The sequence below is a fragment of the Pontibacter roseus DSM 17521 genome (assembly GCF_000373265.1).
Classification (GTDB): Bacteria; Bacteroidota; Bacteroidia; order Cytophagales; family Hymenobacteraceae; genus Pontibacter; species Pontibacter roseus.
In genome coordinates this window covers 103,657-130,140 of sequence record NZ_KB890762.1, presented here as the reverse complement: position 1 = coordinate 130,140, position 26,484 = coordinate 103,657, and the positions used below count along the sequence as shown (strand labels likewise).

General features: G+C 50.8%; 29 protein-coding genes and 1 tRNA gene. 7 read left to right on the top strand and 23 right to left on the bottom strand.

From position 1 onward, the window contains the following. Positions 1 to 64: 64 nt before the first annotated feature. Both B051_RS0107050 and B051_RS0107045 read left to right on the top strand, forming a co-directional pair. Positions 65 to 634 (top strand): DUF4256 domain-containing protein, encoded by a 570-nt coding sequence (locus B051_RS0107050; protein WP_018477483.1) that lies wholly within the window; start codon positions 65 to 67, stop codon positions 632 to 634. Positions 635 to 673: 39 nt separating this feature from the next. After that, the gene (locus B051_RS0107045; protein WP_018477482.1) at positions 674 to 1,468 is read left to right on the top strand and encodes an outer membrane lipoprotein-sorting protein; all 795 of its coding nucleotides are present in this window, start codon (positions 674 to 676) and stop codon (positions 1,466 to 1,468) included. Between the two features lie 255 nt (positions 1,469 to 1,723). Here the strand turns inward: B051_RS0107045 and ung are convergent, their stop codons facing one another. Then, positions 1,724 to 2,386 carry a uracil-DNA glycosylase gene (ung, locus tag B051_RS0107040; RefSeq protein ID WP_018477481.1) on the bottom strand — a complete coding sequence of 221 codons (663 nt, stop codon included), beginning with the start codon at positions 2,384 to 2,386 and terminating at the stop codon, positions 1,724 to 1,726. Positions 2,387 to 2,484: 98 nt separating this feature from the next. Between ung and apaG the strand changes: the two genes are divergently transcribed. Together apaG and B051_RS0107030 are read left to right on the top strand one after the other, a co-directional pair. After that, positions 2,485 to 2,871, top strand: coding sequence for a Co2+/Mg2+ efflux protein ApaG (apaG, locus tag B051_RS0107035; RefSeq protein WP_018477480.1), 387 nt, complete (start codon positions 2,485 to 2,487; stop codon positions 2,869 to 2,871). A 125-nt stretch (positions 2,872 to 2,996) separates the two neighbouring features. Next, the gene (locus tag B051_RS0107030; protein WP_018477479.1) at positions 2,997 to 3,782 is read left to right on the top strand and encodes an O-methyltransferase; all 786 of its coding nucleotides are present in this window, start codon (positions 2,997 to 2,999) and stop codon (positions 3,780 to 3,782) included. A gap of 358 nt (positions 3,783 to 4,140) precedes the next feature. On the opposite strand, the gene B051_RS0107025 is transcribed toward B051_RS0107030, so the two are convergent. The 3 genes from B051_RS0107025 to B051_RS0107015 all read right to left on the bottom strand — a co-directional run bounded on the left by B051_RS0107025 (position 4,141) and on the right by B051_RS0107015 (position 6,561). Continuing rightward, on the bottom strand, positions 4,141 to 4,917 hold the full coding sequence (locus tag B051_RS0107025; RefSeq protein WP_018477478.1) for a DUF695 domain-containing protein: 777 nt from the start codon (positions 4,915 to 4,917) through the stop codon (positions 4,141 to 4,143). A gap of 72 nt (positions 4,918 to 4,989) precedes the next feature. Further along, a complete protein-coding gene (gene kdsA, locus B051_RS0107020) occupies positions 4,990 to 5,799 on the bottom strand; it encodes a 3-deoxy-8-phosphooctulonate synthase (RefSeq protein ID WP_018477477.1) in 810 nt (269 codons plus the stop codon). 171 nt (positions 5,800 to 5,970) lie between these two features. Next, positions 5,971 to 6,561: a methyltransferase gene (locus B051_RS0107015; RefSeq protein WP_018477476.1), complete on the bottom strand. Its 591-nt coding sequence runs from the start codon at positions 6,559 to 6,561 to the stop codon at positions 5,971 to 5,973. Positions 6,562 to 6,636: 75 nt separating this feature from the next. Between B051_RS0107015 and B051_RS0107010 the strand changes: the two genes are divergently transcribed. After that, positions 6,637 to 7,617: a hypothetical protein gene (locus tag B051_RS0107010; RefSeq protein WP_018477475.1), complete on the top strand. Its 981-nt coding sequence runs from the start codon at positions 6,637 to 6,639 to the stop codon at positions 7,615 to 7,617. 193 nt (positions 7,618 to 7,810) lie between these two features. Here the strand turns inward: B051_RS0107010 and cphA are convergent, their stop codons facing one another. From cphA to B051_RS21005, 3 genes are all read right to left on the bottom strand, one after another. After that, positions 7,811 to 10,441, bottom strand: a complete 2,631-nt coding sequence (gene cphA / locus B051_RS0107005) for a cyanophycin synthetase (RefSeq protein ID WP_018477474.1) — start codon at positions 10,439 to 10,441, stop codon at positions 7,811 to 7,813. Between the two features lie 408 nt (positions 10,442 to 10,849). After that, a tRNA-Cys gene (locus tag B051_RS0107000) sits at positions 10,850 to 10,920 on the bottom strand. A gap of 122 nt (positions 10,921 to 11,042) precedes the next feature. Then, positions 11,043 to 11,411 carry a hypothetical protein gene (locus B051_RS21005; protein WP_018477473.1) on the bottom strand — a complete coding sequence of 123 codons (369 nt, stop codon included), beginning with the start codon at positions 11,409 to 11,411 and terminating at the stop codon, positions 11,043 to 11,045. Positions 11,412 to 11,878: 467 nt separating this feature from the next. Here B051_RS21005 and B051_RS0106990 point away from each other — a divergent pair, with 467 nt between their 5' ends. After that, positions 11,879 to 12,937, top strand: a complete 1,059-nt coding sequence (locus tag B051_RS0106990) for an acyltransferase family protein (protein WP_071594861.1) — start codon at positions 11,879 to 11,881, stop codon at positions 12,935 to 12,937. A 10-nt stretch (positions 12,938 to 12,947) separates the two neighbouring features. On the opposite strand, the gene B051_RS0106985 is transcribed toward B051_RS0106990, so the two are convergent. The 10 genes from B051_RS0106985 to B051_RS0106940 form a co-directional block, all read right to left on the bottom strand. Then, positions 12,948 to 13,856, bottom strand: a complete 909-nt coding sequence (locus B051_RS0106985) for a pseudouridine-5'-phosphate glycosidase (protein WP_018477471.1) — start codon at positions 13,854 to 13,856, stop codon at positions 12,948 to 12,950. A gap of 47 nt (positions 13,857 to 13,903) precedes the next feature. Beyond that, positions 13,904 to 14,461: a dihydrofolate reductase family protein gene (locus B051_RS0106980; RefSeq protein ID WP_018477470.1), complete on the bottom strand. Its 558-nt coding sequence runs from the start codon at positions 14,459 to 14,461 to the stop codon at positions 13,904 to 13,906. Positions 14,462 to 14,547: 86 nt separating this feature from the next. Next, positions 14,548 to 14,847 carry a HigA family addiction module antitoxin gene (locus tag B051_RS0106975; RefSeq protein WP_018477469.1) on the bottom strand — a complete coding sequence of 100 codons (300 nt, stop codon included), beginning with the start codon at positions 14,845 to 14,847 and terminating at the stop codon, positions 14,548 to 14,550. A 10-nt stretch (positions 14,848 to 14,857) separates the two neighbouring features. Further along, entirely contained in the window at positions 14,858 to 15,139 is a 282-nt protein-coding gene (locus tag B051_RS0106970; protein ID WP_018477468.1) for a type II toxin-antitoxin system RelE/ParE family toxin, read from the bottom strand. Positions 15,140 to 15,303: 164 nt separating this feature from the next. Continuing rightward, a complete protein-coding gene (locus B051_RS0106965; protein ID WP_026236237.1) occupies positions 15,304 to 15,627 on the bottom strand; it encodes a type II toxin-antitoxin system PemK/MazF family toxin in 324 nt (107 codons plus the stop codon). After that, entirely contained in the window at positions 15,618 to 15,863 is a 246-nt protein-coding gene (locus B051_RS0106960) for an AbrB/MazE/SpoVT family DNA-binding domain-containing protein (RefSeq protein ID WP_018477466.1), read from the bottom strand. The genes B051_RS0106965 and B051_RS0106960 overlap by 10 nt, the downstream gene beginning before the upstream one ends. Before the next feature lie 210 nt (positions 15,864 to 16,073). Next, positions 16,074 to 16,910, bottom strand: coding sequence for a toxin-antitoxin system YwqK family antitoxin (locus B051_RS21940; RefSeq protein ID WP_157578671.1), 837 nt, complete (start codon positions 16,908 to 16,910; stop codon positions 16,074 to 16,076). 60 nt (positions 16,911 to 16,970) lie between these two features. After that, the gene (locus B051_RS0106950) at positions 16,971 to 17,522 is read right to left on the bottom strand and encodes a hypothetical protein (RefSeq protein WP_018477464.1); all 552 of its coding nucleotides are present in this window, start codon (positions 17,520 to 17,522) and stop codon (positions 16,971 to 16,973) included. Between the two features lie 112 nt (positions 17,523 to 17,634). Continuing rightward, entirely contained in the window at positions 17,635 to 18,033 is a 399-nt protein-coding gene (locus tag B051_RS0106945; RefSeq protein ID WP_018477463.1) for a hypothetical protein, read from the bottom strand. A gap of 164 nt (positions 18,034 to 18,197) precedes the next feature. Next, a complete protein-coding gene (locus B051_RS0106940) occupies positions 18,198 to 19,649 on the bottom strand; it encodes a tyrosine-type recombinase/integrase (protein WP_018477462.1) in 1,452 nt (483 codons plus the stop codon). Between the two features lie 134 nt (positions 19,650 to 19,783). Here B051_RS0106940 and B051_RS0106935 point away from each other — a divergent pair, with 134 nt between their 5' ends. Next, complete coding sequence (locus tag B051_RS0106935; protein WP_018477461.1) at positions 19,784 to 20,170, top strand: hypothetical protein; 387 nt, start codon at positions 19,784 to 19,786, stop codon at positions 20,168 to 20,170. Positions 20,171 to 20,228: 58 nt separating this feature from the next. Here B051_RS0106935 and rpsA read toward each other — a convergent pair whose 3' ends face one another. The 6 genes from rpsA to tsaD form a co-directional block, all read right to left on the bottom strand. Next, positions 20,229 to 22,115 (bottom strand): 30S ribosomal protein S1, encoded by a 1,887-nt coding sequence (rpsA, locus tag B051_RS0106930; RefSeq protein ID WP_018477460.1) that lies wholly within the window; start codon positions 22,113 to 22,115, stop codon positions 20,229 to 20,231. A gap of 908 nt (positions 22,116 to 23,023) precedes the next feature. Beyond that, positions 23,024 to 23,530: an HNH endonuclease gene (locus B051_RS0106925; protein WP_018477459.1), complete on the bottom strand. Its 507-nt coding sequence runs from the start codon at positions 23,528 to 23,530 to the stop codon at positions 23,024 to 23,026. 82 nt (positions 23,531 to 23,612) lie between these two features. Beyond that, positions 23,613 to 24,389: a C40 family peptidase gene (locus B051_RS0106920; protein ID WP_245539596.1), complete on the bottom strand. Its 777-nt coding sequence runs from the start codon at positions 24,387 to 24,389 to the stop codon at positions 23,613 to 23,615. A gap of 106 nt (positions 24,390 to 24,495) precedes the next feature. Further along, on the bottom strand, positions 24,496 to 24,963 hold the full coding sequence (gene smpB / locus B051_RS0106915; protein ID WP_018477457.1) for an SsrA-binding protein SmpB: 468 nt from the start codon (positions 24,961 to 24,963) through the stop codon (positions 24,496 to 24,498). A gap of 2 nt (positions 24,964 to 24,965) precedes the next feature. Next, entirely contained in the window at positions 24,966 to 25,358 is a 393-nt protein-coding gene (locus B051_RS0106910; RefSeq protein ID WP_018477456.1) for a thioesterase family protein, read from the bottom strand. 115 nt (positions 25,359 to 25,473) lie between these two features. Next, positions 25,474 to 26,481, bottom strand: coding sequence for a tRNA (adenosine(37)-N6)-threonylcarbamoyltransferase complex transferase subunit TsaD (gene tsaD, locus B051_RS0106905; RefSeq protein ID WP_018477455.1), 1,008 nt, complete (start codon positions 26,479 to 26,481; stop codon positions 25,474 to 25,476). Positions 26,482 to 26,484: the final 3 nt, after the last annotated feature.

The window sequence follows — 26,484 nt, the reverse complement described above, 5'->3', positions numbered from 1 at the left end:
CACTCCAACCCCACATGGCATAGCATAAAATAATTGAAAAAGACCGTAAGCAAATCAACCTATCATGACAATGGCAAACAGAAGAGAGTTAACACCAGAACAATGGGAAGAGCTACTTAAAGTGCTAAAAACTCGTTTTGAGAAAAACATGAAACGTCACCAGAGTCTTGAGTGGTCTAAAATACAGGCAAAGCTGGAAGCCAATGTCGAAAAGCTGTGGTCGCTACACGAAATGGAAAGAACCTGCGGCGAACCGGATGTGGTGGGGTATGCTGAAACTACAGACGAGTACATCTTCTATGATTGCTCAGCGGAAAGTCCGAAAGGCCGCAGAAGTGTCTGTTATGACCGGGACGGGCAGGAATCCAGGAAAGAACATCAGCCCGATAATAACGCTGTGGATATGGCTGCCGCCATGGGCATCGAACTTCTAACAGAGGAACAATACCGTGAACTGCAGCAACTTGGGGGATTTGATTTGAAAACATCGAGCTGGGTAAAAACCCCTGCTGATATCAGAAAACTGGGTGGTGCCCTCTTTTGTGATTGTAGATACGGTCATGTTTTCGTATATCACAACGGAGCGCAATCCTACTACAGCGCAAGGGCGTTCCGGGGCTCCTTGAGAGTCTAATTATGCCATGCCATTCCCCATTCCTCCTACATTAGAACCATGAAAAAAGCACCCAGCAACCTGATTCACTTTGCGCTATACCTACTCCTCCCCTTCCTTACCCTTTCCTGCACGCATAACATGAACCAGACCGCCAGCCAACCCCAAAACGGACAGCAAGTGATTGAAGCCATGCATGCCAGATGGCAGGACAAGTGGTACCCGAATTTCGCGTTTGACCAGAAGGCCATCTTTTATGAGAACAATCAGGTGAGCCGAGAGGAGGTATGGCAGGAGATATACAGCTATCCGGCTAACCTGCACATCCGCTTCGATGGCTTTGAAACAGGCAATGGCGTGATATACAACCAGGACACGGTCTATACCTTCAAAGAAGGGAAACAGGTAAGCAAGCAGTATTCCATCCACCCGCTGGTGCTGCTGAGTTTCGATGTGTACTTCTACTCCCCTGCCACCACCATCAGCAAGCTGCAGGAGCTAAACTACGACCTGAGCCAATTCACCGAGAGCACCTGGCAAGGCCGCAAGGTATACGTGGTAGGCACCACTAATCTGAGCGACAACACCAGCAGCCAGTTCTGGGTGGATAAGGAAAACCTGTGGGTGGTGCGCATCATCACCAACAACAAAGGCGTGGCCCGTGACGTGGAGATGAACCAGTACCAGCAAATTGATGGCTACTGGGTGGCTACCGAGATTGTGTTCAAAAACAACGGCAAGCTGTTCCTGCGCGAGGAGTACTACAATATTTCTTTCCCGAAGGAGGTGAATCAGGAGTGGTTTGACCCGCAGCAGTTTAGTACTACCAATTGGCAGAAGTCTCTTCAGGAGTAGTCTCTACCATTTTTAATTCGCTTTCTGCCATTCTTTTGTTCCTGTCATTCCGACGAAAGGAGGAATCTGTTAACCTTCCGGCCGAACATCCAGCGTCAGCGCAGATGTGGTATTTCTATGAGCTTTTATTTTAGCCGATTCGCAGCTTTCACCGCCCGGTCCCGCTACGCTCGCACCGGCGGTGGCTATGGTAACAGATTTCTCCCTTCGTCGGAATGACAGAAAGAGTAACTAAAATGGCAATTAGTTTTATCTCTACCAGTCAATCGGCTCCTTGCCCTGCTGCTTCAAGTACTCATTGGCTTTGCTGAAGTGGTGGGTGCCAAAGAAGCCACGGTCGGCGGCGAAGGGAGACGGATGGGCGGCCTTGAGCACCAGGTGCTTGCGCTCGTCAATGATGGCGCCCTTCTTTTGGGCGTAGGCTCCCCACAGCAGGAAGACCACCCCTTCTTTTAGGTCGTTCACTTTTTTTACCACGGCATCTGTGAATTCCTCCCAGCCTTTTTTCTGGTGTGAGCCGGCATCGCCTGCACGCACGGTGAGGGTGGCGTTGAGCAGTAGCACCCCTTGATGCGCCCATCGCTCCAGGTTGCCTGTGGGGGGCAGGTCCTTGCCCAAGTCGTTCTTTATCTCTTTGAAAATATTGACCAAAGAGGGAGGTATACGCACTTCATCCTTCACCGAAAAAGCCAATCCGTTGGCTTGATTGGGACCATGGTAGGGGTCTTGGCCTAAAATAACTACCTTTATGTTTTCGAATGGGCACATCTCGAAAGCATGGAAAATCTGGTTGCCCGGTGGGTAAACTTTTTGGGAGGCGTACTCGTCTTTAACAAAAGACACAAGGTTTTTGAAATAGGGCTTTTCGAATTCGTCTTGTAGCACATTTTGCCAGCTTTCTTCTATCTTTACAGTCATGAGTTTGTGAAGGATTCATTGAAGGAAAAGGAACAGGGTTTCAGGACATGATACGGCTATACCTGAAACTTTTCTAAGTATACAAAAAACTCTGTCACATGGATACAAAAACTACAGAAGGTGTAACCGTAACGGTCACGACCAACTACCTTCCAGATTACTCCAGTCCGGTACAGCAGCACTATGTATTTGCCTATAAGATAAGCATAGAGAATAACAGTGAGTTTACGGTGAAGCTGCTCCGCCGCCATTGGTACATACACGATGCCACAGGTGCCGTGCGTGAGGTGGAAGGAGAAGGCGTGGTGGGTCAGCAGCCGGTGCTGGAGCCAGGCGATTCGCATGAATACGTATCAGGCTGCAACCTGAAGACTGGCATGGGCAAAATGCGCGGAACTTACCTGATGGAGCGCATGGTGGACGGCAAGCACTTCCATGTGACTATACCTGAATTCACACTTATTGTGCCTTACAAGCTGAATTAAAATCTGTGTAGAGCGAATGGATTGTTTCTTTCAAGCTTGTATTGTAAGCACGAATTCGCTCTTAAAAGAACTATCACTTTAATCTAGAACAACTGGTTAACGATTACCTAACTCACAAGTCAACATTGCTCCCCTTCCACCTGGCTTCTCACTACCTGCTTTACCGACTAAAGTCCTTTAAACTGCACGGGGTTCATTCGCCTTTCATCTTTGAACTCTACCACCAGGTCATCCGCCACGACGGTGATTATTACGCCTACCCCTTGATAGAAGGTTTACGCCAGGCACTGCTAGCTAACAACAGCACCTTGCTGGTAACAGATTTTGGGGCAGGACCCAAGGCCGGTCTAAAAAAGGAGCGCAAAATCAGTTACATCGCCCGCACCTCAGCCAAGCCCGCTAAGTATGCGCAACTCCTTTTCCGGCTCGTGGGGCATTTTAAACCTAGGGTAATCTTTGATTTAGGCACCTCCCTGGGCGTTACCACCTCTTACCTGGCGCTAGCCAACAGACAGGCCGAGTTCTATACCTTTGAAGGCTGCCCTGCGATTGCCGGTGTGGCACAGGAGAATTTCAGGAAACTCGGGCTCAGGCACGTCAATCCGGTTATAGGCAACCTGGATGAAACGCTGTCCCGGCAACTGGATCAGGTAAAGCAACTGGATTTTGTCTTCTTTGACGGCAACCATCGTTACGAGCCGACCATGCGTTACTTCGAAACCTGCCTTGCCAAGCATCACGAGCACAGCGTATTCGTGCTGGACGACTTGTACTGGTCCGCTGAGATGAAACGGGCGTGGCAGGAAATCAAGCGGCACCCACAGGTATGCCAGACCATTGACCTGTTCTACGTCGGCTTGGTTTTCTTCCGGAAGTCTCAGCCCAAAGAGAATTTCACCTTGCTGTATTAAACCGGTTACAAGCACCCCTGGCCCTACTAAGTAGGGGGACTCCCCTGCACGAACCCCATCGGTCGTAACTGTCATTCCGACGAAAGGAGGAATCTCACGCCCTTCCGGCCGCACATCCAGCGCCAGCGCAGATGCGGCTTTTGTGAGGACGGCGGGGAAGGAAATTTTGCAGAATGCCAGCTGCAGACTGGCTCTAAATATCTCACCACCGGTTCCCGCTGCGCTCGCACCGGCGGTGGCTATGGTAACAGATTCCTCCTTTCGTCGGAATGACAAATAGTGCATGGGAATAACTGGATTATGAGCAAGTGTGGCAGGTGATACATGCTCATGCCCCTGCCTCATCACCGCCTCTACCCTAATCATTCTCCCGCACGACCTGCGCTTCCCAGCCCTCGTAACTGCCTTGATGCTCCTCTGCCAGTTGCCACAGCTCTAGCGTGGCGGTATGGATAGCCTCTTCGGTCAGCGTCCCCATTCTGGAAATAATCAGGCTGTAGGGAGGTTCCGAACCATTCTCACTTTTACTCTCATCAACTAATGTATAGCCCATCTCCCCAGCTTTGCTACGGAACAAGGCCCTGTCTGCTTCAGTAGCAAAGTGAAGGCTGTGCGAAACTGGGCGCGGAATCTGCTCCTGGTCTCCCTGCTCCTGCATCATCCGGATGATGCGGGCATTTTTGATGCTCTGCATGTCCACTGGCTCCGGGAAAAGAAAGTCCAGGTATAGCCCCCAGTCCGCATCTTCCAAGGAGTTGGTGGAATAGGTATAGTCCGGGAACTGCTGCATCACGTTGGCAGCAAGCACATCGGGCAGCGCTTCCTGGCCGCTGTAAAAATAGAAACTACGCTTGCCGTCATGCAGGATTTTCCCCACGAACAAGGCTTGTAGCGAGTTCTGGAACTGCTCGACAAGCGCCTCCTCAATCTGTTCCAGCGCTTCCCACTCCTTTTCACTCTCCGGGAAGCCATCGGCATCGGGCTGCTGCAGGGCAACTACCAGCTCAAAGGCCCGTTGCTTGCCAGCCACTGGTGCCAGCTGCTCCAGCGCCAGGTCTACGCTGATGCAGGCGGGGCGGTCGGCGATGTCGCAGAAGTACACTTCCCACTCTGGGGTATGGTTTGTCTCACTCATCGGTATCCTATTTAAAAAGTAAAAGAGCACCAACGGCTGTTGATGCTCTTCCTATATATGTCTAACAGCAGCCTATCGAATCGCCTGGCGTATTCGAATCAATTTCTCCAACAGGCCTTCCAATTGGTCGAGCGGCAGCATGTTGGCGCCGTCCGACTTGGCAATGGAGGGCTGTGGATGCGTCTCGATGAAGAGACCGTCGGCCCCAACCGCAATGGCCGCCTTGGCAATGGTCTCAATCAGGGCTGGCTTGCCGCCTGTCACGCCGGAGCTTTGGTTGGGCTGCTGCAGCGAGTGCGTCACGTCCATCACCACCGGGGCACCCGTCGTTTGCATCTCGGGCAAATTGCGGAAGTCCACCACCAGGTCAGAGTAGCCAAAGCTGTTGCCTCTGTCCGTCAGGATGACTCTGTCGTTGCCCGACTCGCGTACTTTGTCTACGGCAAAACGCATAGCCTCACCTGAAAGGAACTGTCCTTTTTTTATGTTCACCACCTTGCCCGTCTGCGCAGCTGCCACCAATAGGTCGGTTTGCCGGCACAGGAACGCCGGGATTTGCAATACATCCACATACTCCGCGGCCATGGCAGCCTCATGTGTTTCGTGGATGTCGGTAACAGTGGGCACATCAAATGTCTGACCCACCTTCTGGAGGATGCGCAGGGCCTTCTCGTCGCCGATGCCTGTGAAGGAATCGAGACGGGAGCGGTTGGCTTTGCGGTAAGACCCCTTGAAGATAAGCGGCACCTGCAAGCGGCTGGTGATGTCTACCAGGCGCTCTGCTATCTGCAAGGCCATCTCCTCTCCTTCTATCGCGCAGGGACCTGCCATCAAGAAGAAGTTGCCGGAGTCAGTATGTTTCAGTTTCTGTATTTCGAACATTGGTTTTTAATTAGTTGAGGCCTTGCGGCTCTGCAAATTTAAACAGCTTATGGCGAATAAAGAACTTTATACAGTTGAAATGAGTCCTGAAACCTCCAGACTTGCCCTAAGGCAGGTATAGCAAGAGCATTTTGCGGATTCATATATTGCGCATACGCCTACTTAGAGAACCTATTCCTTCACCCTCAGTTCTATAAACAGTTCTCGCCCCTGTCTCGGCGGTATGGAATTGTAGGCGGTCTCAAAATGTAGGAAATCGAAGTAAGGCTCGAAGTAGCGCCTGTACTCTTCCCTGCTCCCCCCAAAAGGCGGCCCCGCATGCTCAAAGGTGGTATCGAAGAGCAGCCCCACCAGTATACCTCCGGGAGCTAGCAGATTTGCACACTTCCGGGCATATTCCTGCCTCAGGGAAGGGTCGATGGCGCAGAAGAAAGTCTGCTCCACTATCATATCATACTTCCCATCTAGCTCAAAAAAATCCTGTTGCAGGAGCTGCCCCTTCGGGAAATCAGGTATACGGGTTGCCAATTGTTCCAGGGGGGCCGCCGCCACATCTACTACATAGGTGTTGCTGAAACCATGCCGGTACAGATATTCTGCCTCATACCCATTTCCGCAGCCCGGAACCAGAATGCGCTGCGCAGCGTTAGTCAGCTGATTGAAATATTCTTTCAGGGGTGTCGTTATAGCCCCAACGTCCCATCCTGTCTGGCCGTTCTCGTAACGGCTCTGCCAGTAGGCAGCACTAAATTCTTGATTCATATTGTATGATAATACAGCAAAAGCTTTATATTTGAAACCTACGCTACGAGTATTCTGCGACAAAAGAACAAACAAATGAACACTCTGGAAAAAAAAGACAATCCAAAACAAGAATCGCCCATGAACCCTTCTGAGAAAAGAAGCAACCGCAAGCTTTTGATTAGTGGCCTGCTCGTTATCCTGATTAGCATCAACGGCATCCTGCTTTACATGAACTACCAGAAAAAGGAGAAGACTGAGGAGCAGGCGGAAGTTATCAGAGTGAAAGATAAGGAACTGGAGAACCAGATAAAAGTATACGAAGCCCTGAAAGCCGACTTTGAGCGCCAGAGCCAGGAACTGCAGGCGATGGGCCTTGAAAACGACTCGATGGAGGCACAAATCGCCTCTATCACCTCTGACCTGAACGAGCTGCGTGGGTTCCGCAAGAGTTCCTACAGCTTAGCCGACCAGCGCCGTTTCCGCGACAGAGCAGCGGCCTTTGAGCAGCAGCTGAAGCAGAAGGATGAGCAAATCGCCACCCTGAAGCAGGACAACGAAGTGCTCTTCACCGAGAACACTACCCTTAAAACCACACAGAACCGCCTCAGCGACAGCCTTACTACCATGAAGTCTACCAACGTAGACCTGACGGAGAAAGTGAAGGTAGCCTCCCGACTAGAGGCACAGCGTCTGGATATAAACGTGGTGAACAAGCGCGGCAAGGAATTGGATGACAAGAAAAATGAGTTCCGCGCCAAGAATGCAGAGAAAATCCGTGTGACGTTCAACCTGGGCAAGAACGATGTAGCTCCCAAAGAGCCGAAAACCATTTACATGCGCCTGATTGAGCCTGATGGAGCCGCCTTATACAACCTGTCAACTGGTTCTGGCTCCTTCCAGATTGATGGCGAGGACATGTACTACACTGCCAAGCGCGACATTGTGTTTGACAACACGCAGCAGCAGGTGAGCCTGATGTATGCCAAAAACGCAGAGTACAAAAAAGGCCAGCACACCATTGAATTGTACGCTGATGGCTTCATGATTGGCTCCACCACGTTTGTTCTGAAATAAGCTATAAACCCTAATATCCTGAAAAGCCCCTGCCGCTCTGGCGGGGGCTTTTTTTGTGCTAATGATTTGGAGTGAGTGTTCCACTTTGGCCGCTCAGGTATAGGAATAGGTATAAGGCATAAAAAAACCCTCTCCTGAGGAGAGGGTTTTAGTCCATCGTTCACATGAAATTTTCTAACGCAGGCGTTAGACTTTACTCAACAAGAATTCTTTTTCTGTCCTGAATCACTTTGAAGCTCTCCACCATTTTCACCGACTCCTCTATGTCTTCCGTGAAAATGGCTACGAACGAGCCTTCTTCTGCATTCTCTAGGGCGTAGGCGATGGCCCGCATCTCCTCCGGAATCACCTTCACCTGTTTGTAAGGGGCCACGTCTTCAATACCCTGCATCATGGGCAGCGTTATCTCCTCGGCTGTTTTGCCACGCAGGTCGCTGTCCAGCCGGATGATGATTTCGTCGAATATCTCCCCGGCCACTCTACCAAGTTCGTAGAAATCCTGGGGACGACGGTCCCCTACTCCAGCCACTATACCTATCTTTCTGGTTGCGTCCAAGTTCTCCATGAAACCGCCGATGGCTTTCAGGCCGCCCACGTTGTGGGCGTAGTCCACGAGCACCTCGAACTGCGGGAACTGGAACAGGTTCATGCGGCCTGGCGTCTTGCTCGGAGAAGGGACAAACGTGCGCAGCGCATGCTTGATATCATCTATCTCAAAGTGTGAGATATAGCCCGCCAGAGTAGCCGCCAGTATGTTCTCGATGTTGAACTTGGCCCTCCCGCCGAAGGTCAGTGGCACGTCAGCCACCCTGTCTACGCGAATCTTGTAGCTGTTCTTGAAGATGGAGATGAACCCATTCTCGTGTACCGCAGCGAGACCTCCTTTGGCTATGTGCTTGAGGATACGCGGGTTGTTTTCATCCATGCTGAAGAAGGCCACTTTGCAGGACACCTCTTCCGCCATGGCATACACCAGGTCATCGTCGGCGTTCAGGATGGCGTATCCGTCCTTGCTCACACTCTTCGGGATGACTGCCTTCACTTTGGCCAGGTCTTCCAAGGTATGGATGTCCTTCAGGCCCAGGTGGTCAGAGCTCACGTTCGTCACAATGCCAATGTCGCACTGCTCAAAGCCAAGGCCAGAACGCAGAAGGCCGCCTCGAGCGCATTCCAGCACGGCGAAGTTCACAGTAGGGTCCTTGAGCACGAACTGCGCACTGTACGCTCCCGTGGTATCGCCCTTCTCCAGCAGTTTGTCCTGAATGTAAATGCCGTCTGTAGTGGTATAGCCTACCTGATAGCCCTTGCTCTTGACCATGTGCGCTATGAGGCGCGTGGTAGTCGTCTTTCCGTTAGTGCCGGATACCGCAATGATGGGTATGCGAGCAGGTTTGTTGTGTGGGAACAGCATATCCACCACCGGCTCGGCCACGTTGCGCGGCAGGCCATAGGTAGGCGATATGTGCATCCGGAAACCAGGGGCGGCGTTCACCTCCAGCACGGCGCCACCGGCTTCGTTCAATGGTATGGCGATGTCAGTGGTCATCACATCAATGCCACAGATATCCAGACCCACAATCCCGGCGATACGCTCCGCCATCAGTATGTTGTACTCATCCACCAGGTCTGTAACGTCAGAAGCGGTGCCTCCAGTACTTATGTTAGCCGTGCTTTTCAGGTATAGCACCTCCCCTTCGGGCAGAACCGACTGAGTAGTAAGCCCTTTGGACTTTAAAATATTTTGGGTATGGCGGTCAATGGTAATCCGGGTGAGTGCCTTTTCGTGGCCTACACCGCGTCTCGGGTCCTTATTCTCACGGTCTACCAGTTGTTTGATGGTGGAAGTACCGTCACCGGTCACCATGGCCGGGGTCCTTTTGGCGGCCGCCACAAACTTGCCATTTATCACCAACAGCCTGAAATCGAAGCCTTGGATGTAGCTCTCCACCATCACGGCATTGGAGTACTTGCGGGCAGCAGCGAAGGCCTTTTGAGCATCCTTCCAGTTGGTGATGTTGATGGTGGCGCCCTTGCCATGGTTGCCGTCCAGTGGCTTAAGCACCAGCGGGTAACCCAAGCGGTTTACAGCCCGCTTGAGCTCCTCCAGGTCATACGCGGTCGTACCTTTTGGCACAGGTATGCCTGCCTCTTCCAGCAGCTCCTTGGTAGCGTTTTTGTCGCCGGCTATCTCCACAGCAAAGCAGGCCGTACCGCTTGTCAAGGTGGCCTGAATACGTTTCTGGTTCACACCATAACCCAGCTGGATGAGTGAGTGCCGGTTCAGGCGGATGTAGGGAATACCGCGGCTCACAGCCTCCGACACGATGGCGTACGTGCTCGGGCCGAAGTACTCATCCTCACGGATTTCGTGCAAGCGTGCAATGTCCTCACTCACGCTGTACTTCTCCCCTTTTACAAGCGCCTCTGTAATGCGCACGGCGGCGTGTGCGGCATACTCGCCTGCCCGCTCTTCCTGGTAGGAGAAGATGACGTGGAGCATGTGCTGGTCCTGGGCCATGTAACAACGCCCGAAGCCGCTCTCCATACCTGCCAAAGTCTGCAGCTCAAGGGCGATATGCTGCACTACGTGCCCGAAGGTGGTGCCCTCCTCCACTGTCTTGAAGAAGCCTCCGTCTACGCCCTCCCCGGCACGATGCGTATAGAGCGACGGAAACATCCGGCGGAGGCGGCTGAGAAAGCCAGGAACTTCGTGTGTGAGTTTGTCTGCCAGCTCACCGAGGGCCAGCTTCATGACGATGATTTTGGGGTGCTCGACTGACCAGTAATTTGGTCCGCGCATGATGCGCAAATCTATGATTTTCATGTGGAATGATAGAATGCTACTATTGCTTGTCTTCTGTTAGCGATTCGGGGTAGAGCCTTGCCTGACCGGGCCTTGCCAGGTCAATCAGAAAGGTGCCGGCAGCAACTGGGCATAGCCTGAACCCTCTCCTGATGCGGAGGCTGTGTCGTTCAATGGGTTTGTTCTGTAAAGTTTGATGAAGGTATAGCCAAAAGGTAATGTCAGCTTGCAATACGATTTCCTGCTGCAAAGGATATAGCGATTCTCAAATTTCAGTACTATTTGAAAAGCCTGTGCATGGGTAGGCTATCTCGCAGACTTCATTTAAGTTTCGCCTTTGAGGCAGCTTATTTGAGGCGGGAAAAAGCCTTTGGAAAGGGCATAAAAAAAACCGACCGCTCAAGCATACCTGAGCGGTCGGTTTAAAAGAGGTAACGAGCGGATTCGAACCGCTGTAGCAGCTTTTGCAGAGCTGAGCCTAGCCACTCGGCCACGTTACCCTGATTGGGAGTGCAAATATAAGCAGAGAAGTATGCTTGTCAAACTATAACCGCATATTTTTTAGCCGGCATTGGCTATTCGGCTATACCTTAGCACGTTAATTTATACGCCTGGCCAGACTTTACTTCTTAAGCGGTGCGCCCACAGGTATACCACAGTCATGGCCGGGTTGGCCGTGCGGCGGGTTAGTACCTGCTGCCACAGATCCGGACGGCTGCGGCTGGAAAACTGGCGGAGGCGTGGTCAATTTGGGTTGCACGGGTGTGCTGAGCGGTGCACCCACCTCTATGTCGCAGCGATGCCCGGGCTGGCCGTGTTCCGGATTCAAGGCTACTCCGGTGGCAGGTGTGGCGCTGGTTGCCGGTACACGTTGTGTATTGGCGGTATTGACCGGCTGGTTGCTCGTAGTAGTCTCTTTGCTGTCGCTGTCTGAGCAGGCAGAGAAGCCGAAGAGCGCCAGTGCCAGCAGGATATTCGCTGTTATTTTCATATGTATCAGTTTGACAAAATCCAGGTTGAGATTCGAAATCGGCGCTAGGAGCACCTTTCCTCCTATAACAATCCTCCAAGCTAGCAAAAACACGATTCAAAACCAAAGACAGGTGCCCCAAATCAGACATACTCCTCCTCTGCAACCACAGATGACACCATTTTCAGTACAACTTTATACCCTGAACTCCGGTATATCCTGAAAAACCTGTATACCACTTTGGGAGCGTAAACCTAGCCTTGTGCCTCGGCTCCCATACGTGACTGAAACCAACGAATTAAAACACCACATAAACTCCATTGTTGTTGTGCCTGTTTGTCATCAGAATGCTGTAGGGTTACCCGCTTTATTTACGAAATGGGCCATAGGAATGCTGACACAGGCTTTACAACGTTTTGCAGCGCCTGTACATGTACTCGCAAGGCCAGGAATGGCCTCGCATGTGCAGGTCAAGGAATGATAGCATTATGAACCGACTTCTATTCTTAGACGCTCTTCGGGGTATAGCAGCCTTGTCTGTCGCCCTCTTCCATTATACCTCCGTGTACCGAAGCCTGTACGGCCACGGCTTTTCGCCCAGGTATGACTTTGACTATGGCCTGTATGGGGTGGAGCTTTTCTTCATGATCAGCGGCTTCGTGATTTTCTTCAGCTTCGATCGAATCAAGAGTGGCGGCGAATTCCTCTTCAACCGGGCCATCCGCCTCTACCCTACCTATTGGTTCAGCATGATTACGACTTTTCTAGTGGTGCAGACCTTTGGTTTACCTGGTTTCGAGACCACTGTTCCGCAGATGCTCGTCAACCTGACCATGTTCCAGAAACTGGCCCGCGTGCCGGACGTGGATGGCGTGTACTGGTCGCTTTTCTCGGAGTGGATGTTCTACCTGATGATGCTGGCCCTGTTTATGACCAATAACCTGAAGCGCATCCTGTGGGTGGGGCCGGTGTGGGTACTGCTGAGCCTGGTGCACAAATATGCTTTCAGCTTTGGGGTGGGCGGCGCACTGCTCAACCTGTACCATGGCGTCTTCTTCTATGCGGGCATCCTGTTCTACCTCCTGCGCAAGCATCCGGAGAAGAAACCCATCATTTTGGGCCATCTGCTTTTCTCCATTGCCGCCATTGTGGCGCTATACCTACCTGAAGGCCTGGCACATACCCTAGTGATTATCTCGTTCTTTGGACTGTTTTATCTGGGTCTGATGGGGAAACTGGAGTTCATGGTGAACAAGGTACTGCTGTTCCTGGGAAGCATCTCTTATGCCCTATACCTGATACACCAGTTTGTGGGCTACGTCATCATCAACGAGACCAGAGCCCTTTTCGGTGATAGCCTGCTCGTGATTGTGCCGCCCCTGGTCATCTCGCTTACGGCTGCCTGGCTGATTACTTCCTATGTCGAGAAGCCTGTGGTGAACAAACTGAAGAACTGGTACAAGCAGCGTAACGGGGCGCCGATGCAGGAGGAAAGGAAGATCCCTGTCAGTGGCTTTGCCAAGCCGGAGACGGCTCCAACCAAGTAGAGCTGCGTGTTTACCGAAAGTATGCCACCGCAATCTCCGCACCCAGCTTCGCGTTGTTTTTGATGAGGGCTATGTTTGCCTCCAGGCTCTCTCCCTGTGTATGCGCTGCAATGAACTTCAGCAGAAACGGCGTGACGGCTTTGCCCCGGATGTGCTGCTGTGCCGCCGCGCGCAGGGCCTCCTGAATGTGGCGCTCCATCTCCTCTGCCGGCACCTCCTGCCCTGCAGGTATAGGGTTCGCGATAAGCACGGCTCCTTCAAGCCCAAGTTCCCATTTGGTGTGCAGCAGATTGGCTACGCCCTGAGGCGAGTCAAGGCGGAGCGGCGAGGGAAAGCCACTCTGGCGTGAGTAGAAGCTGGGGAAGGCATCCTGCCCATACGTAACAACAGGTATTCCTTTCGTTTCGAGGTACTCCAGGGTCAGCCCGATATCCAGAATCGACTTCACACCAGCCGATACCACGGCTACAGAGGTCTGTCCCATCTCGGTCAGGTCGGCCGATATGTCCATGGTGGTCTCGGCTCCCCGGTGCACGCCGCCTATTCCGCCTGTCACAAACACCCGTATACCTGCCATGGCGGCAATGCGCATGGTGGTGGCCACGGTGGTGGCTCCGGCCAGCTTCTGGCTGATGACGTAAGGCATATCCACCAGGCTCACCTTCCAGACGCCCGTTGCCTTGCCCAGGTGCTCCAGCTGCTGCTTTGTCAGCCCCACACGGCACTTGCCATCCAGGATGGCGATGGTGGCAGGTATAGCGCCGGCCTTCCGAATCACCGCTTCCACCTCCAGGGCGGTCTGCACGTTTTGCGGGTAAGGCATGCCATGCGCTATGATGGTAGACTCCAGCGCTACGACCGGCATTCCTGCTGCCAACGCCTGCTGTACTTCAGGGTGTATCTCCAGGTATGGGTTCATGGGGTGCTTCAGGCTCTTTCATTCAGTAATGTATGGATACACCGTTATCAGGTGATGGTTTGGCTCTTTGATTGGTAGACAAGTTGGACCACCCCGGACCTGAACCTATTCACTTCCAATAAGTCAAGGTTTATCCTATCCTGCAGACCCTGGAACAAGGGCTTGCCTGCCCCTAATACTGTTGGGTGGACGGAAATCCGGTAGATGTCAATCAGCCCGTTTTGGATGAAGGTGGAAATCAGTTTTGCGCCGCCATACAGCCAAATGTCCTTTCCGCCTTGCCGTTTGATTGCAGCCACCTGCTCAGGTATAGCAGAGGTGATAAAGGTGGCCTGACTGCCCTCCTGCTCCTGGCTAGAGAAAACCACTTTCTGTTTGGCATGTACCGCCTTCCAGATAACCTGCTCGGTTTCGCTAGCTTTTGCATCTGGCTGGAAGTTTCCCCACATATCGTAGCTCACCCTTCCATAGAATATCGTGTCTATACCTGCCAAGAAACCCTGTAGGTCCATTTCGTCATCCAGCACACACCAATCCACCTCTCCGTTGGGGCCTTCGATGTAGCCGTCCAGGGAAACAGCTAAATCCAGGATTATCTTTCTCATGGTGTTGGAGGAGGCTTGGTTGGTATAACGTGCTTGGTGCAGCCGAAGCCCGTAGCGTAGCAAGGGAGGGTTAAGGCTGAACTGGGTTAGGCTGCGGTTTTCTCAAATCGCTTTATAGTTTCCAGCTCCTTTTGCTTATTTGTCATTTCTTCTTCCAAATCGTAGTCGTCTTGAAGCCCGAGCCAAAACTTAGGGGAGTTGCCAAAATAATAACTTAATCTCAAGGCTGTATCCGCTGTGATTCGTCTGTTCCCTTTTAGAATTTCAGACACTCTGGTTTGCGGTATTCCAATGTTCTTCGCAAGCCTGTAGGCTGTAATGTTTAAAGGAGAGAGAAACTCTTCCTGCAGTATTTCTCCTGGATGAATATTGGGTAATCGTTCCATTTGTTTCTTCTTAGTGGTAATCTATAATTTCTACTTCTGATGCTTGGCCATTACTCCATTGGAAGATGATTCTCCACTGGCTGTTTATTCTGATACTGTAGAACTCTTTTAGGTTTCCCGCTAACTTCTCTAGTCTGTTGGAGGGAGGAATGCGAAGGTCAGCAATGTCTTGAGAGTTATGAAGCATTCTTAATTTACGTCTGCCAACTGTCTGGATTTCCATAGGCAGCTTCGCTACCCTTTCCCCATTCCAGATTTTTTCAGTTTCCTTTGACCCGAAAGATATAATCATACTTATTCATTGCGTTACTAACGCCAAAAGTAAGTATTAAGTTTAACACTAAAAAGTTTTGTAATTTTATTCTTTGAAATGCAGCCTAACGGATTTGTGCAGCCGAAGCCCTAAGCATAGCGAAGGGTTACGGCTGCACCGTGTTACCTATGGTGGTTTTTTTATTAGTCCACAAAAGTTTCTTTTATCACACTTTTGCAGGAAGCTACTTCTGAGGGGTTCAGGTTTCCTAACACTTTAACAATGCGGACTTTATCAATAGTCCGTATCTGGTCAATCACTACCCACCCCACTTGGTTGTTGTGCTTCACTTTCACACGGGTAGGATAGTTACGGCTCTTGGTGGTCATCGGCGCGATGACCACTGTTCTTAGGTTATGATTAATCTCATCAGGGGATATCACGACACATGGCCTTGTTTTCTGTATTTCACTTCCTACAGTAGGGTCCAGATTCACCAGGACTATTTCATATTGACTTATTTCCATTCGTCAAAGCTTTCATCGCCAAACACATCATCGAGTAAAAGCTGGTCATCACCGTTCTCGTGCATTTTCCTGAAAGCCTTGTCCCAGCCTTTCCTTGGCTGCTCAACTGGCTTTAGGATAATCTGCCCCTTTTCCAGTATTAGCTCAACTTTATCCTTGATGTTATACCTGTCTAGAATAGACTTAGTCAACCGTAGTCCCTTGGAATTTCCTATTTGAATGATTGATACTTCCATAGCACTTTTTTATTTAATGTAATTACAAAGTTATTACATTAACGCTTATTTACAAGACAAAGTTCTATAGATTACTATGATAGGTAACGGATTAGGACAGGCTGAGAACAAGGCGAAGCCGAGTTTGGAGCCTGTGCCGTGTTATGTGCATTAGTTTTACTTTTTTAGTTGATTTGATTTGGCCTGCTCAGACCTTTACATCTAGAATGGCTACCTCACATAAAACTCTCTTGTAAAGTAGATATAGACACTCTCTGTTACATTTCCTATCTCCTCGGGATTCTCTACTTCCACCTTAAACCTCTTCTTCGCTTCTTCAGCACTTATCTGCTCGACTTTATAGTCCTCCAAACGCCCTTGCACCACATGCTTTCCCTTTTTTTTCGGAAGAACGACAAACTCCGCTGTCAATCCATCACCATTGACTGTATCGGTCGCTGCAGGGTTTATAAGTCTGTACGTCTCGTCAAAGCCACCGATGTGCAGTCGCACCTGACTTTTGCTCCCATAGAAGGGGGCCTCCAATTTGAAGTGCAGTCTTATCTCTTCCCCTAAAGATATAGTATCTCCGTTACTGGAAACTGTCATGTAGTGGCTGCTGTCAGCTATAATTTTTTCAGATTCATCATACCTTATTCTTTGATTGCCTATGTAGTCGTCCTTAAACCTGATATATTCATATGCTGCTTGCTTCTTACCATTCTCCCTGTACTCGTAACCCCATCCAGCTGGCATCCCTTCAGAATAGTATGTTTTCTCTTTCTGTTTACCGTTCGGATAAAAAGCTTTATAAACCCCGTCTAAGACACCATTCCGGTAAACACTTGTTTCTTCAATACTGCCGCTTTCGTAATAGTGAGTAAATTCTCCGTGCTCTTTGCCCTCTTTGAAAAAGCCCCTGGCTCTTACTTTTCCATCCGGATAGTATTCAATCCGTTCTGTTAAACCTGTTTCGCTATTATACCTTTCATCAAACTCTCTGTTACTGTTGCAGGCGACCAACAGCAACAGAAAAGGCAAAAACCGAAACATCGAAGGTAAATTCATCTATTATTCTCTATTGCACATAACGGTTAGTACAGGCTAAGGTAAGGCGTCAGCCGAGACTTAAGCCTGTGCCATGTTATGTGTTTTGCTTTTTCTTCTGTAATACCACAACAATAGTAGAGGGAAAGCACCTATTAAAGTGGTCCATATTAATCCAATAATTCCATCATCCCATGAATAGCTATTGGTATCGTAGCTATCGGTCCACGAATAGTAATACTCCCACCAATCCCCACGCCACACACCTATAGCAAAGTCCTTATCCCAATCAGCTTGTTTAAATTTCTGTAGGTCATCACTGGCTATATCGCTATTATTCCTAATGTACTGTACCCTTCCTAAACCAGCCACTAATGAATCAGCGTCTTGGTTCAGGTCACTTGAATAGTCGTTATAGTAGTCCCTTTCCCAAGTATAAAATTCTCGGTTAGAAGGAAGTCTATTATTTTCTTTCTTGAAGCTTTTCACAAAACTAACAGCTGGTCTTAATTCTTCTTCTACAAAGATTTTATCCTTTTCTATTTGTTCTGGTGTGTAGAGAAACATCCAAAATCCTATGAGAAGCACGAAAGCTGCCCACATTAGAGCCATCACCAACAGTAAAGTTCTCATTAGATTGCCTTCTTTTTTCTATTGTTTAAAGTGACACATAACGGCTCGTATAAACGACGCGCAAGGCCGTCGGCCGAAGGGTGACTTTTATGCATTGTTAGGCGGCGACTTTTTATTTAACACATTCACCAAGTCCATTTTTCCAACTGTAATACAAGCCCTGGTTGCAAATGCTTTTGATATTCACGTGACTTATCCACGGATACAAGGCAGTTAATTCATTTTCAAATTCCGCCTTTAAATCCTTTTCTTTGATTATTTCTCCCTTGTCGGTCAATTTTTCTAAAGTCGCTCTTATTATATTAAATCCAGCCGTTAGGACTTCTTTGCTCTTAATGTTTAATTCATCTAATTCATTTGTTGTCAAGAAAGGAAGCTTTTTAGTTAGCCTTTCTTGAATCGGCTGGTTCCAGTTCTGTCCCCACTCAAGCGCTATGGCAACAGATAGATTGAGAATCTCTTCCTGAGTCATTATTTTCTTTTTTAAAAATCTACTAAAGAGCTGATTCATTTTTCTATAGTTGCCGCCTAACTACCTCGAAAGCGTGAACATACGGTTATTGGCACTATGTGCAAAGGAGGAATTCGCCTTTTTTGGCATCTTCATGCATCCTTTACGACCGACTCTCACTTCTTTCATAGATTAATATTTTCATCAGCTAATATATATTAATTCTACAGACAATCTAGCGGGCTCGTGATTTTATCCAGGGCGTAGCTCGTCACGTGGGTGTAAATCTCGGTGGTCCTGCTGGAGCGGTGCCCGAGCAGCGTCTGGATGTAGCGCAGGTCCGTTCCCTGCTCCAGCAGGTGCGTGGCAAAAGAGTGCCGGAGCGTGTGCGGCGTGGCCTTTGTCTTCACCCCCGCCTTTTCCATGCTGGCCCTGAACACACCGCGGATGCTCTCCACCGTGTACTGCCCGCCCGTCTGCCCCTCAAATAGCCACACCTTGGGGCGGTACTGCTTGTAATAGGCCCTCAGGTTCTCCAGCAGCTTCTGGGAGAGCAGCGTGGTACGGTCCTTCTTGCCCTTGCCGCCCCTGATGAAGAGCAGATTGCGGTCTGACTGCACGTCGCTAATCCTCAGATTGATGACCTCGCTGATGCGAAGCCCGCCCGCGTAGAGCAGCTGCAGCAGGCAGCGGTGCTTCAGGTTTTCGGTGACGGAGAGAATGCGCTGCACCTCCTGCTTGCTGAGCACCTGCGGCAGGCGGCTGGGCTTCTCCGGGCGCTCCACCTCCTCGAGTCGCACGCTGTGGCGGCCCAGCACCCGCTGGAAATAGAACTTGACAGCGTTGATACTCTGGCTCACGGTGGAGTGGGAATACCTCTGGCTCTGCACCATGCCCCGGTGGTAACGGTTGACCTCCTCTGCCGAGAAGGCGTCTATCTGCTGCAGCCCGTTTTCGCTATGCCCGTTGAGGAAGCGCAGCAGCAGCGCGTGGTAGGTGCGGATGGTGTTCATGGAGTAGTTGAGCAGGAAGAGCTTCTCTATGAATGGCAGTGGGCAGGGGATGTAGCCCGTCCCCTTCACATAGCCCTGCTCCCAGAGCCGCGCCTGCAGCGGCAAATCACGAATCTTGAGCGTCTGGGCCAGCCATACCTGCGCCGTGCCCTCCAGCGCGTCCAGCAGCTCGTGGAACACGCGGCTCTCGTTGGGCATGGCAAAACACTTGAGCTCCTTGAGCCAGGTGCAGCCGCCGAAGCGCCAAAGGCAGGTATAGATGTCTTTGCTATACTGGAAGGAGAGCTGGATGAGCGTCCTGCCCTCGTGCTCGAGCGGCTGCAGGCGCACTACGGGCAGGACAGTCATCCGCGGCAGCGGGTCGGAGGCGTGCCCTGCGGCCAGAACGGTGGCTCCCTCAGCAGGGCGGAGCCGCTTGGGCCTGTCCAGGTAGCGGGCGTCCACTTTGGCCAGCCCCTCGAAGTGCTGATGCAGCTTCTCGATGCACTGGTCGGTCCGGTGCATCACGAAGCACTTGTAGGTTTTGCTGAACTTTACCCAATCGGCCTCCTTCAGGCGCCTGGCGATGAAGGGGTTCGCCTTAAACCACAGGCGGATGAAGCGTTTTCCCTCATGCTCAAGGGCGTTCAGGTACAAAGCAGGATGGGAGCTGGCGTTTGTCATGGTACATGGTAGCTGATACAGGCACCAAATTCGGGCATTGGGCGCACTTAAGCGCAGATTGTGCGCATAAGTGCGCTTATAAACGTATATAACGACTTAAAACGTTTACGTGCGTTTACAACAGCATACAGCCTATGGACTACACGAAAAGGAACTGTGAAGCCTGTGACCAGCCGCTGGTGGGCAGGGCCGGGAAACGGTACTGCTCCAACCAGTGCCGGGCGGCGGCCAGCAACCGCCGCCGCTCCGAGGACGCGGGCGAGCGCCTGATGAAGGAGACCAACCTCAAACTGCGGCACAACCGCTTTGTGCTGCAGCGCTTCAGCCCCGAGGGCAAGACCACCCTCAAGCGGGAGGTGCTGCAAGTGGCCGGCTTCGACTTCCGCCACTTCACCCACCTCTACCGCACCAGGCAGGGCAACACCTACCACTTCTGCTACGACTACGGCTACCTGCTGCTCGAGGAGGAGAAGGTGCTCATCGTCAACTGGCAGCCGTACATGGAGAAGAACAAGGTATAGCACAACAAAAAAGGCCCCGGATTGCTCCGGGGCCTTTCATTATAGGACAAGCTTAGTACTAAGCGTTGTTCTCTTCCTCAGAAGACTCTTCGTCAGAACCTTTAGACTTCTTTGCAGCAGCCTCCAGTTTCTTCACGCCAGCTTCTTTCTCATTTTCCATCATCTGCTCTTTCAGGGCAGAAAGGGCATCCAGGTCACCAAGGGTAGAGCGGTCTGCTTCTTTCTGTACTTTAGGAGCTTTCGCTTCTTTCTTCTCTCCACCACCGGCTGGAGCAGCTTTCTTCGTAGCTTTTGCTACGCGGGCAGCGTCTGCCGTCTCCGTGTGAGTAGATGTGTGCGAAAGGATGATTTTACGGTCGTCTTTAGAGAACTCAGTTACTCGGAAGTCAAGCGACTCGCCTGCCTCTACCTGAGAACCGTCTTCTTTCGTCAGACCTTTCGGGAAAGCGAAACCTTCGATGCCGTATGGCAGCTCCAGTGTGGCGCCACGCTCAGATTTCTCCAGAACAGTAGCTCTGTGCACAGAACCGATGTTGAACACGGACTCAAACGTATCCCAAGGGTTCTCCTCCAGTTGCTTGTGACCAAGGGCCAGTCTTCTGTTAGCTACGTCCAGCTCCAGAACAACCACGTCCAGGTTCTCACCAACTTTCACGAACTCAGATGGGTGCTTGATTTTCTTAGTCCAAGACAGGTCAGATACGTGTACCAGACCGTCAACACCTTCTTCCAACTCCAGGAACAGACCGAAGTTTGTCAGGTTACGAACTACGCCTGTGTGCTTAGAGCCTATTGCGTATTTCGTAATCACGTCTTCTTTCGTCCAAGGATCTTCAGTCAGCTGCTTGATGCCAAGTGACATCTTGCGCTCGTCGCGGTCAAGCGTTAACACAACCGCCTCTACTTCGTCGTTCTGCTTGATGAAGTCCTGTGGGTTGCGCAGGTGCTGTGACCAGCTCATTTCAGAAACGTGGATCAGGCCTTCAACACCTGGCATAAGCTCCAGGAATGCGCCGTAATCCGCCACGTTCACGATTCTACCCTTCACGCGTGAGCCAACCTCAATTTCAGCTGGCAATGCATCCCATGGGTGCGGAGTAAGCTGCTTCATGCCAAGAGAGATACGCTTCTTGTCATCGTCGAAGTCAAGCACTACCACGTTCACCTTCTGATCCAGGTTCAATACTTCTTCTGGGTGGTTAATACGTCCCCAAGAGATATCTGTGATGTGAAGCAGACCGTCTACGCCACCAAGATCGATGAACACACCGAAGTTTGTCATGTTCTTGATAACACCTTCCAGAACCTGTCCTTTTTCCAGGTTGTTCAGGATGGCTGCACGCTGCTGCTCGAGGTCTTTCTCGATAAGTACTTTGTGAGATACTACCACGTTGTCGAAAGCGGCGTTGATTTTCACAACTTTCACTTCCATCTTCTTGCCTACGAACACGTCGAAGTCACGGATTGGCTTCACGTCAATCTGAGAACCTGGCAAGAAGGCTTCAACACCGTAGAGGTCCATGATAAGACCACCTTTGGTTCTTCTCTTCACCACGCCTTCCAGAACGTTATCGTTCTCGAGTGCGTCATAGATACGAGCCCAGGCGCTAACGATTTTCGCCTTCTTGCGGGACAAGATAAGCTGACCGTTCGGGTCTTCCTGGTCTTCAATAAACACTTCCACCTCGTCACCCACTTTCAGCTCAGGAAGGTCTCTGAATTCTGAAACTGGCACCAGGCCGTCAGATTTGAAACCGATGTTCAGAATCACGTCACGATCAGTGATGCCTACCACGGTTCCTTTAACAACCTCCTGCTCCTGTACGGTAGTCAGGGTGTCGTCATACATTTTTTCCATTTCAGCGCGCTCGTCTTTGCTGTAGCCGCCACCGAAACCTTGGGATTCAAACTTGTCCCAATCAAAATTGTCTGGAGAATTACTCATATTATTCTGCTGCTCTGGATAGCCACCGACCTAGAGCAATGAGCCGGTTTGGATAGATTTTACATTCCCCGGGTTCAGCCAGGGTCCATTCACTCGAATGAAGGGACAAAAGTAAGGAATACTTTAAACTTATGAAAGCAAACAGTCTATAAGTTTAGCAGACTGCAGCACCCTGTAAGTGACTGTATTAGAGCACCCTTGCCATTCATCTCGTTTGAAGTCGCTATTTGGCTCTTGCTATACCTATTATAAGAAGGTTTTGGGCATAAAGGTAGGTGCTGCCAGGTATAGGTGTGTTAAGCATTCACAAGTCTATAAGGTATAGGTATAGCCGGGTCCAACCACCCCTGCCTCTCCTTGTCTATGGAGGAGAGCCTGTCTTTATTATTCGGCCGGTATAGGCTTTATGGCTGCAGCATTTAGCTATACCTTTTCCTTAACCCACCCCTCATTAGAAATGAATCGGGAACGATTGACATCCCCCTGCCCCCTTCGAAGGGGGACTTTCTGCCGTTACTGTACGTGACATTGAAGCGCTGTAGCACAGGACACTGGCAGGTATAGCAAGACATACTTACAACAGCAACTACGGAGCAGCGGCTTGGGCCAGGTGCACTTGATGGTGCTCCACTGTTCGAGCGGTTAGCGAGTTTGGAGCATCTTGACTTTTTTGCCTACTTTTTGTGTCAAGACAAAAAGTAGGTGCCCGCCGCACAGGCGAGACTATAGAACAATTTAGGTAGAAGAACGGGGAAGCTCTAGCTACAATGTATAGGTAATGGGCATAAAAACTGGAGTAACACCATACAAATACATAATCACACCTTTACTTCATATCAGCAACAAATACCATTTGGTTATAAACCATTTACATAACACAAGCTAAATATTTTAGCAGAAGAATAATACTACTTATTTTTCACGTTGAGGTATAAGCTCCAGTCTTCGTTGTTGGTGTTGAGGTGCAGTTGCAGGAAGGTTAACAGGGAGGGTTTGGATGGTTTTCGGAGGAGCTTCAGACCGGCCTCTTCGGGGGTACGGTCGCCTTTGCGGGAGTTGCACCTGGAGCAGGCCGTCACCAGGTTGAGCCAGTTGGTCTCCCCTCCCCTGGAGCGTGGCAACAGGTGGTCCAGCGTCAGGTTCTTGTTGGTGCCGCAGTACTGGCAAAGGAAGTTGTCGCGGCGGAGCACGTTGTGCCGGCTAAGGGCAATGCCATAGTAGGGCACTTTGACATAGCGCTGCAACCGAATAACTGAAGGTATAGGAAAGGAGGCGCTCACTGTGCGCAATACGGCACCGTTGGCCTTTGACACCATCTCGGCCTTCTGAAGGTACACCAGTAAAAAGGCTTTGTGCACTGTGCAAATGGCAATGGCACTAAAGTCCTGGTTCAATATAAGCACCTTGTCTCTCATAGACTTTCCTCGAACTTATGCTATGCTTCTACGAGATTTAACCGACTCGTTATAGCCTATGTTCGAAGAAAAATGCTGAGAATCAGGAAAAAATACGCTTAATGATGCGGAGATTATGAGAATAACGCTTGCGATCGGCGTTGTATATGCCGTTATGGTCCAGCGTATCAATTCTGACCTCGCCATGGGCGTGCATGATTTGCTGGTTCTCCAGCAGGAGGCCCACATGGGTGATGCGCCCCTCCTCATTGGCAAAGTAAGCTAGGTCGCCGGGCTGTGTCTGGGTCGCGAAATGCACCTCCTCGCCTACCGCCACCTGCTGGCTCGCATCGCGTGGTAGTTGGAAGCCACACAATCCATATACCTGCTGCGTAAAGCCGGAACAGTCGATACCAAACATCGACTTGCCTCCCCATAAGTAGGGCGCCTTAATAAAACCTAGGGCCAGTTTGGTGATTTGTGCGGGGGTAACTGGCATATCAGGGTTCGTAGCCCGACCGGTGTATTGGTAGTTTTCCTCTCCAACCCGGATGCTCATCCCGTCGAAGAAAGGCAGGTATGCCCCAATGCCCACAGGTATGCGCACCTCCGCGTTGCTCACCACCTGCACGATATCAAGCGCTCGTGGGTGCTGCGCCGCTTTCCATTCCTGATAATAGCCAGCCGTCACCGGCTGGTACTGCTTGTAATCTATCCAGCCCTGGTATTCGTCGGTAGCCAGTTGCACCTTTACCCAGTTGCCCTGCCTGCTGATGACCTCCAGGCATTCCCCAAAGAGTACCTGTGTCACCATTTCTGCCTTGTCAGAGGGCTCAGCGCGCATGGGCACCAGGCTGAGCATACATATTCCGTAGTCCACTTTTTTTGAAATTAGAAGATGTGAAGATTGTGAAATTATGGCAAATCAGGAAATGAAATTTTAGTGAGAAGCATACTCAAATCTACAATATCTCTAATCTAGAAATTTAAAAACCGCTCCTGTCCAGCTCGCGTTTCACGTCCTTGGCTTTGATGTCTTCGCGCTTGTCGTGCAGCTTCTTACCACGCGCCAGTGCAACCTCTACTTTAGCAAAGCCCCTGTCGTTGATGAACACCCGGATGGGTATGACCGTAACCCCCTGCTCCTGCAGCCCCTTCTCCAGTTTCTTCAGTTCGCTCTTGTTGAGCAGCAGCTTTCGCGTCCGCATGGGCTCGTGGTTGTAGTGGGTGCCTTCGGTGTAAGTGGAGATGTGCACGTTGTGGAGCCACATCTCTCCGTTGTGGATGACACAGTAGCCGTCCTGCATGTTCACCTTGCCTTCCCTGATGGATTTTATCTCAGTGCCTTTGAGCATGACACCGGCTGTATACTTGTCCAGGAACTGGTATTCAAAAGAAGCCCTGCGGTTCACGATGTTGACGTGCTTCTTGATTCGGTCTTTCTCTTTCGCCATTCTTATTTCGTTGGAGCCAGTATCCTGGCCAGTTTCTCCTTCTTTAAAATCTTCTGCCCCGTCTCGCCTTCCGCCACCAATCGCTCGCTCACATAGGCTTCAAAGCTGCATATTACCTCGTTACCTTTTTGGGACTTGAGATAAGCGGCAATCACCAGCTCCTCCCCTGCAAAAGCAGGCGCTTTATGATTGATACTCAGAAAGGTGCCTATACCTTCTTCATCTTCTTCTTTCATCTCCAGCACAAATAACCGGCCCGCCCACTCCGCCGCCTGTGCCAGCGAGAACGTAGAGCAGACCGCGTGTACCAGCCCATCCTCAAAACGGGCAAAGTCCGCTTCGGTCACCGTTTTGCGGTATACCTTGTAGTCACCAGGTTGGAAGATACGCTTCATGAGTCGCTTTGGTGATTGTTAGCTAGTGGATGGCTTAGTTGCTAGTAGGCTCAACGATCAATCCTCTTCTGGCTTCTAAACCCTTACCTCTTATACTTCCTGACTCCCAAACTCGCTAAAACTTCATCCTTGGGTCAGGGCTGGCGTATTGGTCCGCGAAGTCTCCTTTAAGGTACTGGAAATGAGCCGCCATCGCAATCATACCTGCATTATCGGTGCAATACTGAAAAGCGGGGATATACACGTTCCAGCCATACCTGGTAGCATACTCCTGAAGCGCCTGCCTCAGACCTGAATTGGCCGATACACCTCCGGCTATGGCCACTTCCTTGATGCCTAAGTCCTTCGTGGCCTGCACCACCTTCTTGAGCAAGGTCTTGATTAAGGTATGCTGCACGCTGGCGCAAATATCAGTCAGGTTCTCCTGTACGAAGTTTGGGTTGTTTTTCGTTTTATCTTTCAGGAAGTAAAGCACGGAAGTCTTTATGCCGCTGAACGAGAAGTCGTAGCCGGGCATGTTGCCTACCGGGAAAGCAAAGGCCTCCGGATTGCCCTGAGCGGCCGTTTTGTCCAGCATGGGCCCACCCGGGTATGGCAGGCCTAGCATCTTGGCTGTTTTGTCAAAGGCCTCCCCCACAGCATCGTCTGTGGTTTGGCCTATGATTTCCATGTCCAGATGGTCTTTCACGAGCACAATCTGGGTATGGCCGCCGCTTACTGTGAGGCAGAGGAACGGGAAGGAAGGCTTCGGCTCCTCGATGAAATGCGCCAGAATGTGCGCCTGCATGTGGTTTACCTCTATCAGCGGGATGTTGAGCCCAAGGGCAAAGGACTTAGCGAAAGAGCAGCCAACCAGCAGAGCGCCCAATAGTCCGGGGCCACGGGTAAAAGCCACTGCACTTAACTCATTTTTAGTTACATTTGCTGCACTCAAGGCCTGCGCCACCACCGGTATGATGTTTTGCTGATGGGCTCTGGAAGCCAGCTCCGGCACAACGCCACCATATTGCTCGTGAACGGCCTGAGTAGCAATGATATTCGACAGCACCTTGCCGCCCCGAATGACGGCAGCCGAGGTTTCGTCGCAGGAAGATTCTATCGCTAATATTGTAGGTTCGGTCATCTT

Excerpts from the sequence above, each read along its gene's own strand:
- B051_RS0107050 (WP_018477483.1), top strand. The coding sequence starts at position 65 with ATGACAATGGCAAACAGAAGAGAGTTAACACCAGAACAATGGGAAGAG.
- B051_RS0107045 (WP_018477482.1), top strand. The coding sequence starts at position 674 with ATGAAAAAAGCACCCAGCAACCTGATTCACTTTGCGCTATACCTACTC.
- ung (WP_018477481.1), bottom strand. The coding sequence starts at position 2,386 with ATGACTGTAAAGATAGAAGAAAGCTGGCAAAATGTGCTACAAGACGAA.
- apaG (WP_018477480.1), top strand. The coding sequence starts at position 2,485 with ATGGATACAAAAACTACAGAAGGTGTAACCGTAACGGTCACGACCAAC.
- B051_RS0107025 (WP_018477478.1), bottom strand. The coding sequence starts at position 4,917 with ATGAGTGAGACAAACCATACCCCAGAGTGGGAAGTGTACTTCTGCGAC.
- kdsA (WP_018477477.1), bottom strand. The coding sequence starts at position 5,799 with ATGTTCGAAATACAGAAACTGAAACATACTGACTCCGGCAACTTCTTC.
- B051_RS0107015 (WP_018477476.1), bottom strand. The coding sequence starts at position 6,561 with ATGAATCAAGAATTTAGTGCTGCCTACTGGCAGAGCCGTTACGAGAAC.
- B051_RS0107010 (WP_018477475.1), top strand. The coding sequence starts at position 6,637 with ATGAACACTCTGGAAAAAAAAGACAATCCAAAACAAGAATCGCCCATG.
- cphA (WP_018477474.1), bottom strand. The coding sequence starts at position 10,441 with ATGAAAATCATAGATTTGCGCATCATGCGCGGACCAAATTACTGGTCA.
- B051_RS21005 (WP_018477473.1), bottom strand. The coding sequence starts at position 11,411 with ATGAAAATAACAGCGAATATCCTGCTGGCACTGGCGCTCTTCGGCTTC.
- B051_RS0106990 (WP_071594861.1), top strand. The coding sequence starts at position 11,879 with ATGAACCGACTTCTATTCTTAGACGCTCTTCGGGGTATAGCAGCCTTG.
- B051_RS0106985 (WP_018477471.1), bottom strand. The coding sequence starts at position 13,856 with ATGAACCCATACCTGGAGATACACCCTGAAGTACAGCAGGCGTTGGCA.
- B051_RS0106980 (WP_018477470.1), bottom strand. The coding sequence starts at position 14,461 with ATGAGAAAGATAATCCTGGATTTAGCTGTTTCCCTGGACGGCTACATC.
- B051_RS0106975 (WP_018477469.1), bottom strand. The coding sequence starts at position 14,847 with ATGGAACGATTACCCAATATTCATCCAGGAGAAATACTGCAGGAAGAG.
- B051_RS0106970 (WP_018477468.1), bottom strand. The coding sequence starts at position 15,139 with ATGATTATATCTTTCGGGTCAAAGGAAACTGAAAAAATCTGGAATGGG.
- B051_RS0106965 (WP_026236237.1), bottom strand. The coding sequence starts at position 15,627 with ATGGAAATAAGTCAATATGAAATAGTCCTGGTGAATCTGGACCCTACT.
- B051_RS0106960 (WP_018477466.1), bottom strand. The coding sequence starts at position 15,863 with ATGGAAGTATCAATCATTCAAATAGGAAATTCCAAGGGACTACGGTTG.
- B051_RS21940 (WP_157578671.1), bottom strand. The coding sequence starts at position 16,910 with ATGAATTTACCTTCGATGTTTCGGTTTTTGCCTTTTCTGTTGCTGTTG.
- B051_RS0106950 (WP_018477464.1), bottom strand. The coding sequence starts at position 17,522 with ATGAGAACTTTACTGTTGGTGATGGCTCTAATGTGGGCAGCTTTCGTG.
- B051_RS0106945 (WP_018477463.1), bottom strand. The coding sequence starts at position 18,033 with ATGAATCAGCTCTTTAGTAGATTTTTAAAAAAGAAAATAATGACTCAG.
- B051_RS0106940 (WP_018477462.1), bottom strand. The coding sequence starts at position 19,649 with ATGACAAACGCCAGCTCCCATCCTGCTTTGTACCTGAACGCCCTTGAG.
- B051_RS0106935 (WP_018477461.1), top strand. The coding sequence starts at position 19,784 with ATGGACTACACGAAAAGGAACTGTGAAGCCTGTGACCAGCCGCTGGTG.
- rpsA (WP_018477460.1), bottom strand. The coding sequence starts at position 22,115 with ATGAGTAATTCTCCAGACAATTTTGATTGGGACAAGTTTGAATCCCAA.
- B051_RS0106925 (WP_018477459.1), bottom strand. The coding sequence starts at position 23,530 with ATGAGAGACAAGGTGCTTATATTGAACCAGGACTTTAGTGCCATTGCC.
- smpB (WP_018477457.1), bottom strand. The coding sequence starts at position 24,963 with ATGGCGAAAGAGAAAGACCGAATCAAGAAGCACGTCAACATCGTGAAC.
- B051_RS0106910 (WP_018477456.1), bottom strand. The coding sequence starts at position 25,358 with ATGAAGCGTATCTTCCAACCTGGTGACTACAAGGTATACCGCAAAACG.
- tsaD (WP_018477455.1), bottom strand. The coding sequence starts at position 26,481 with ATGACCGAACCTACAATATTAGCGATAGAATCTTCCTGCGACGAAACC.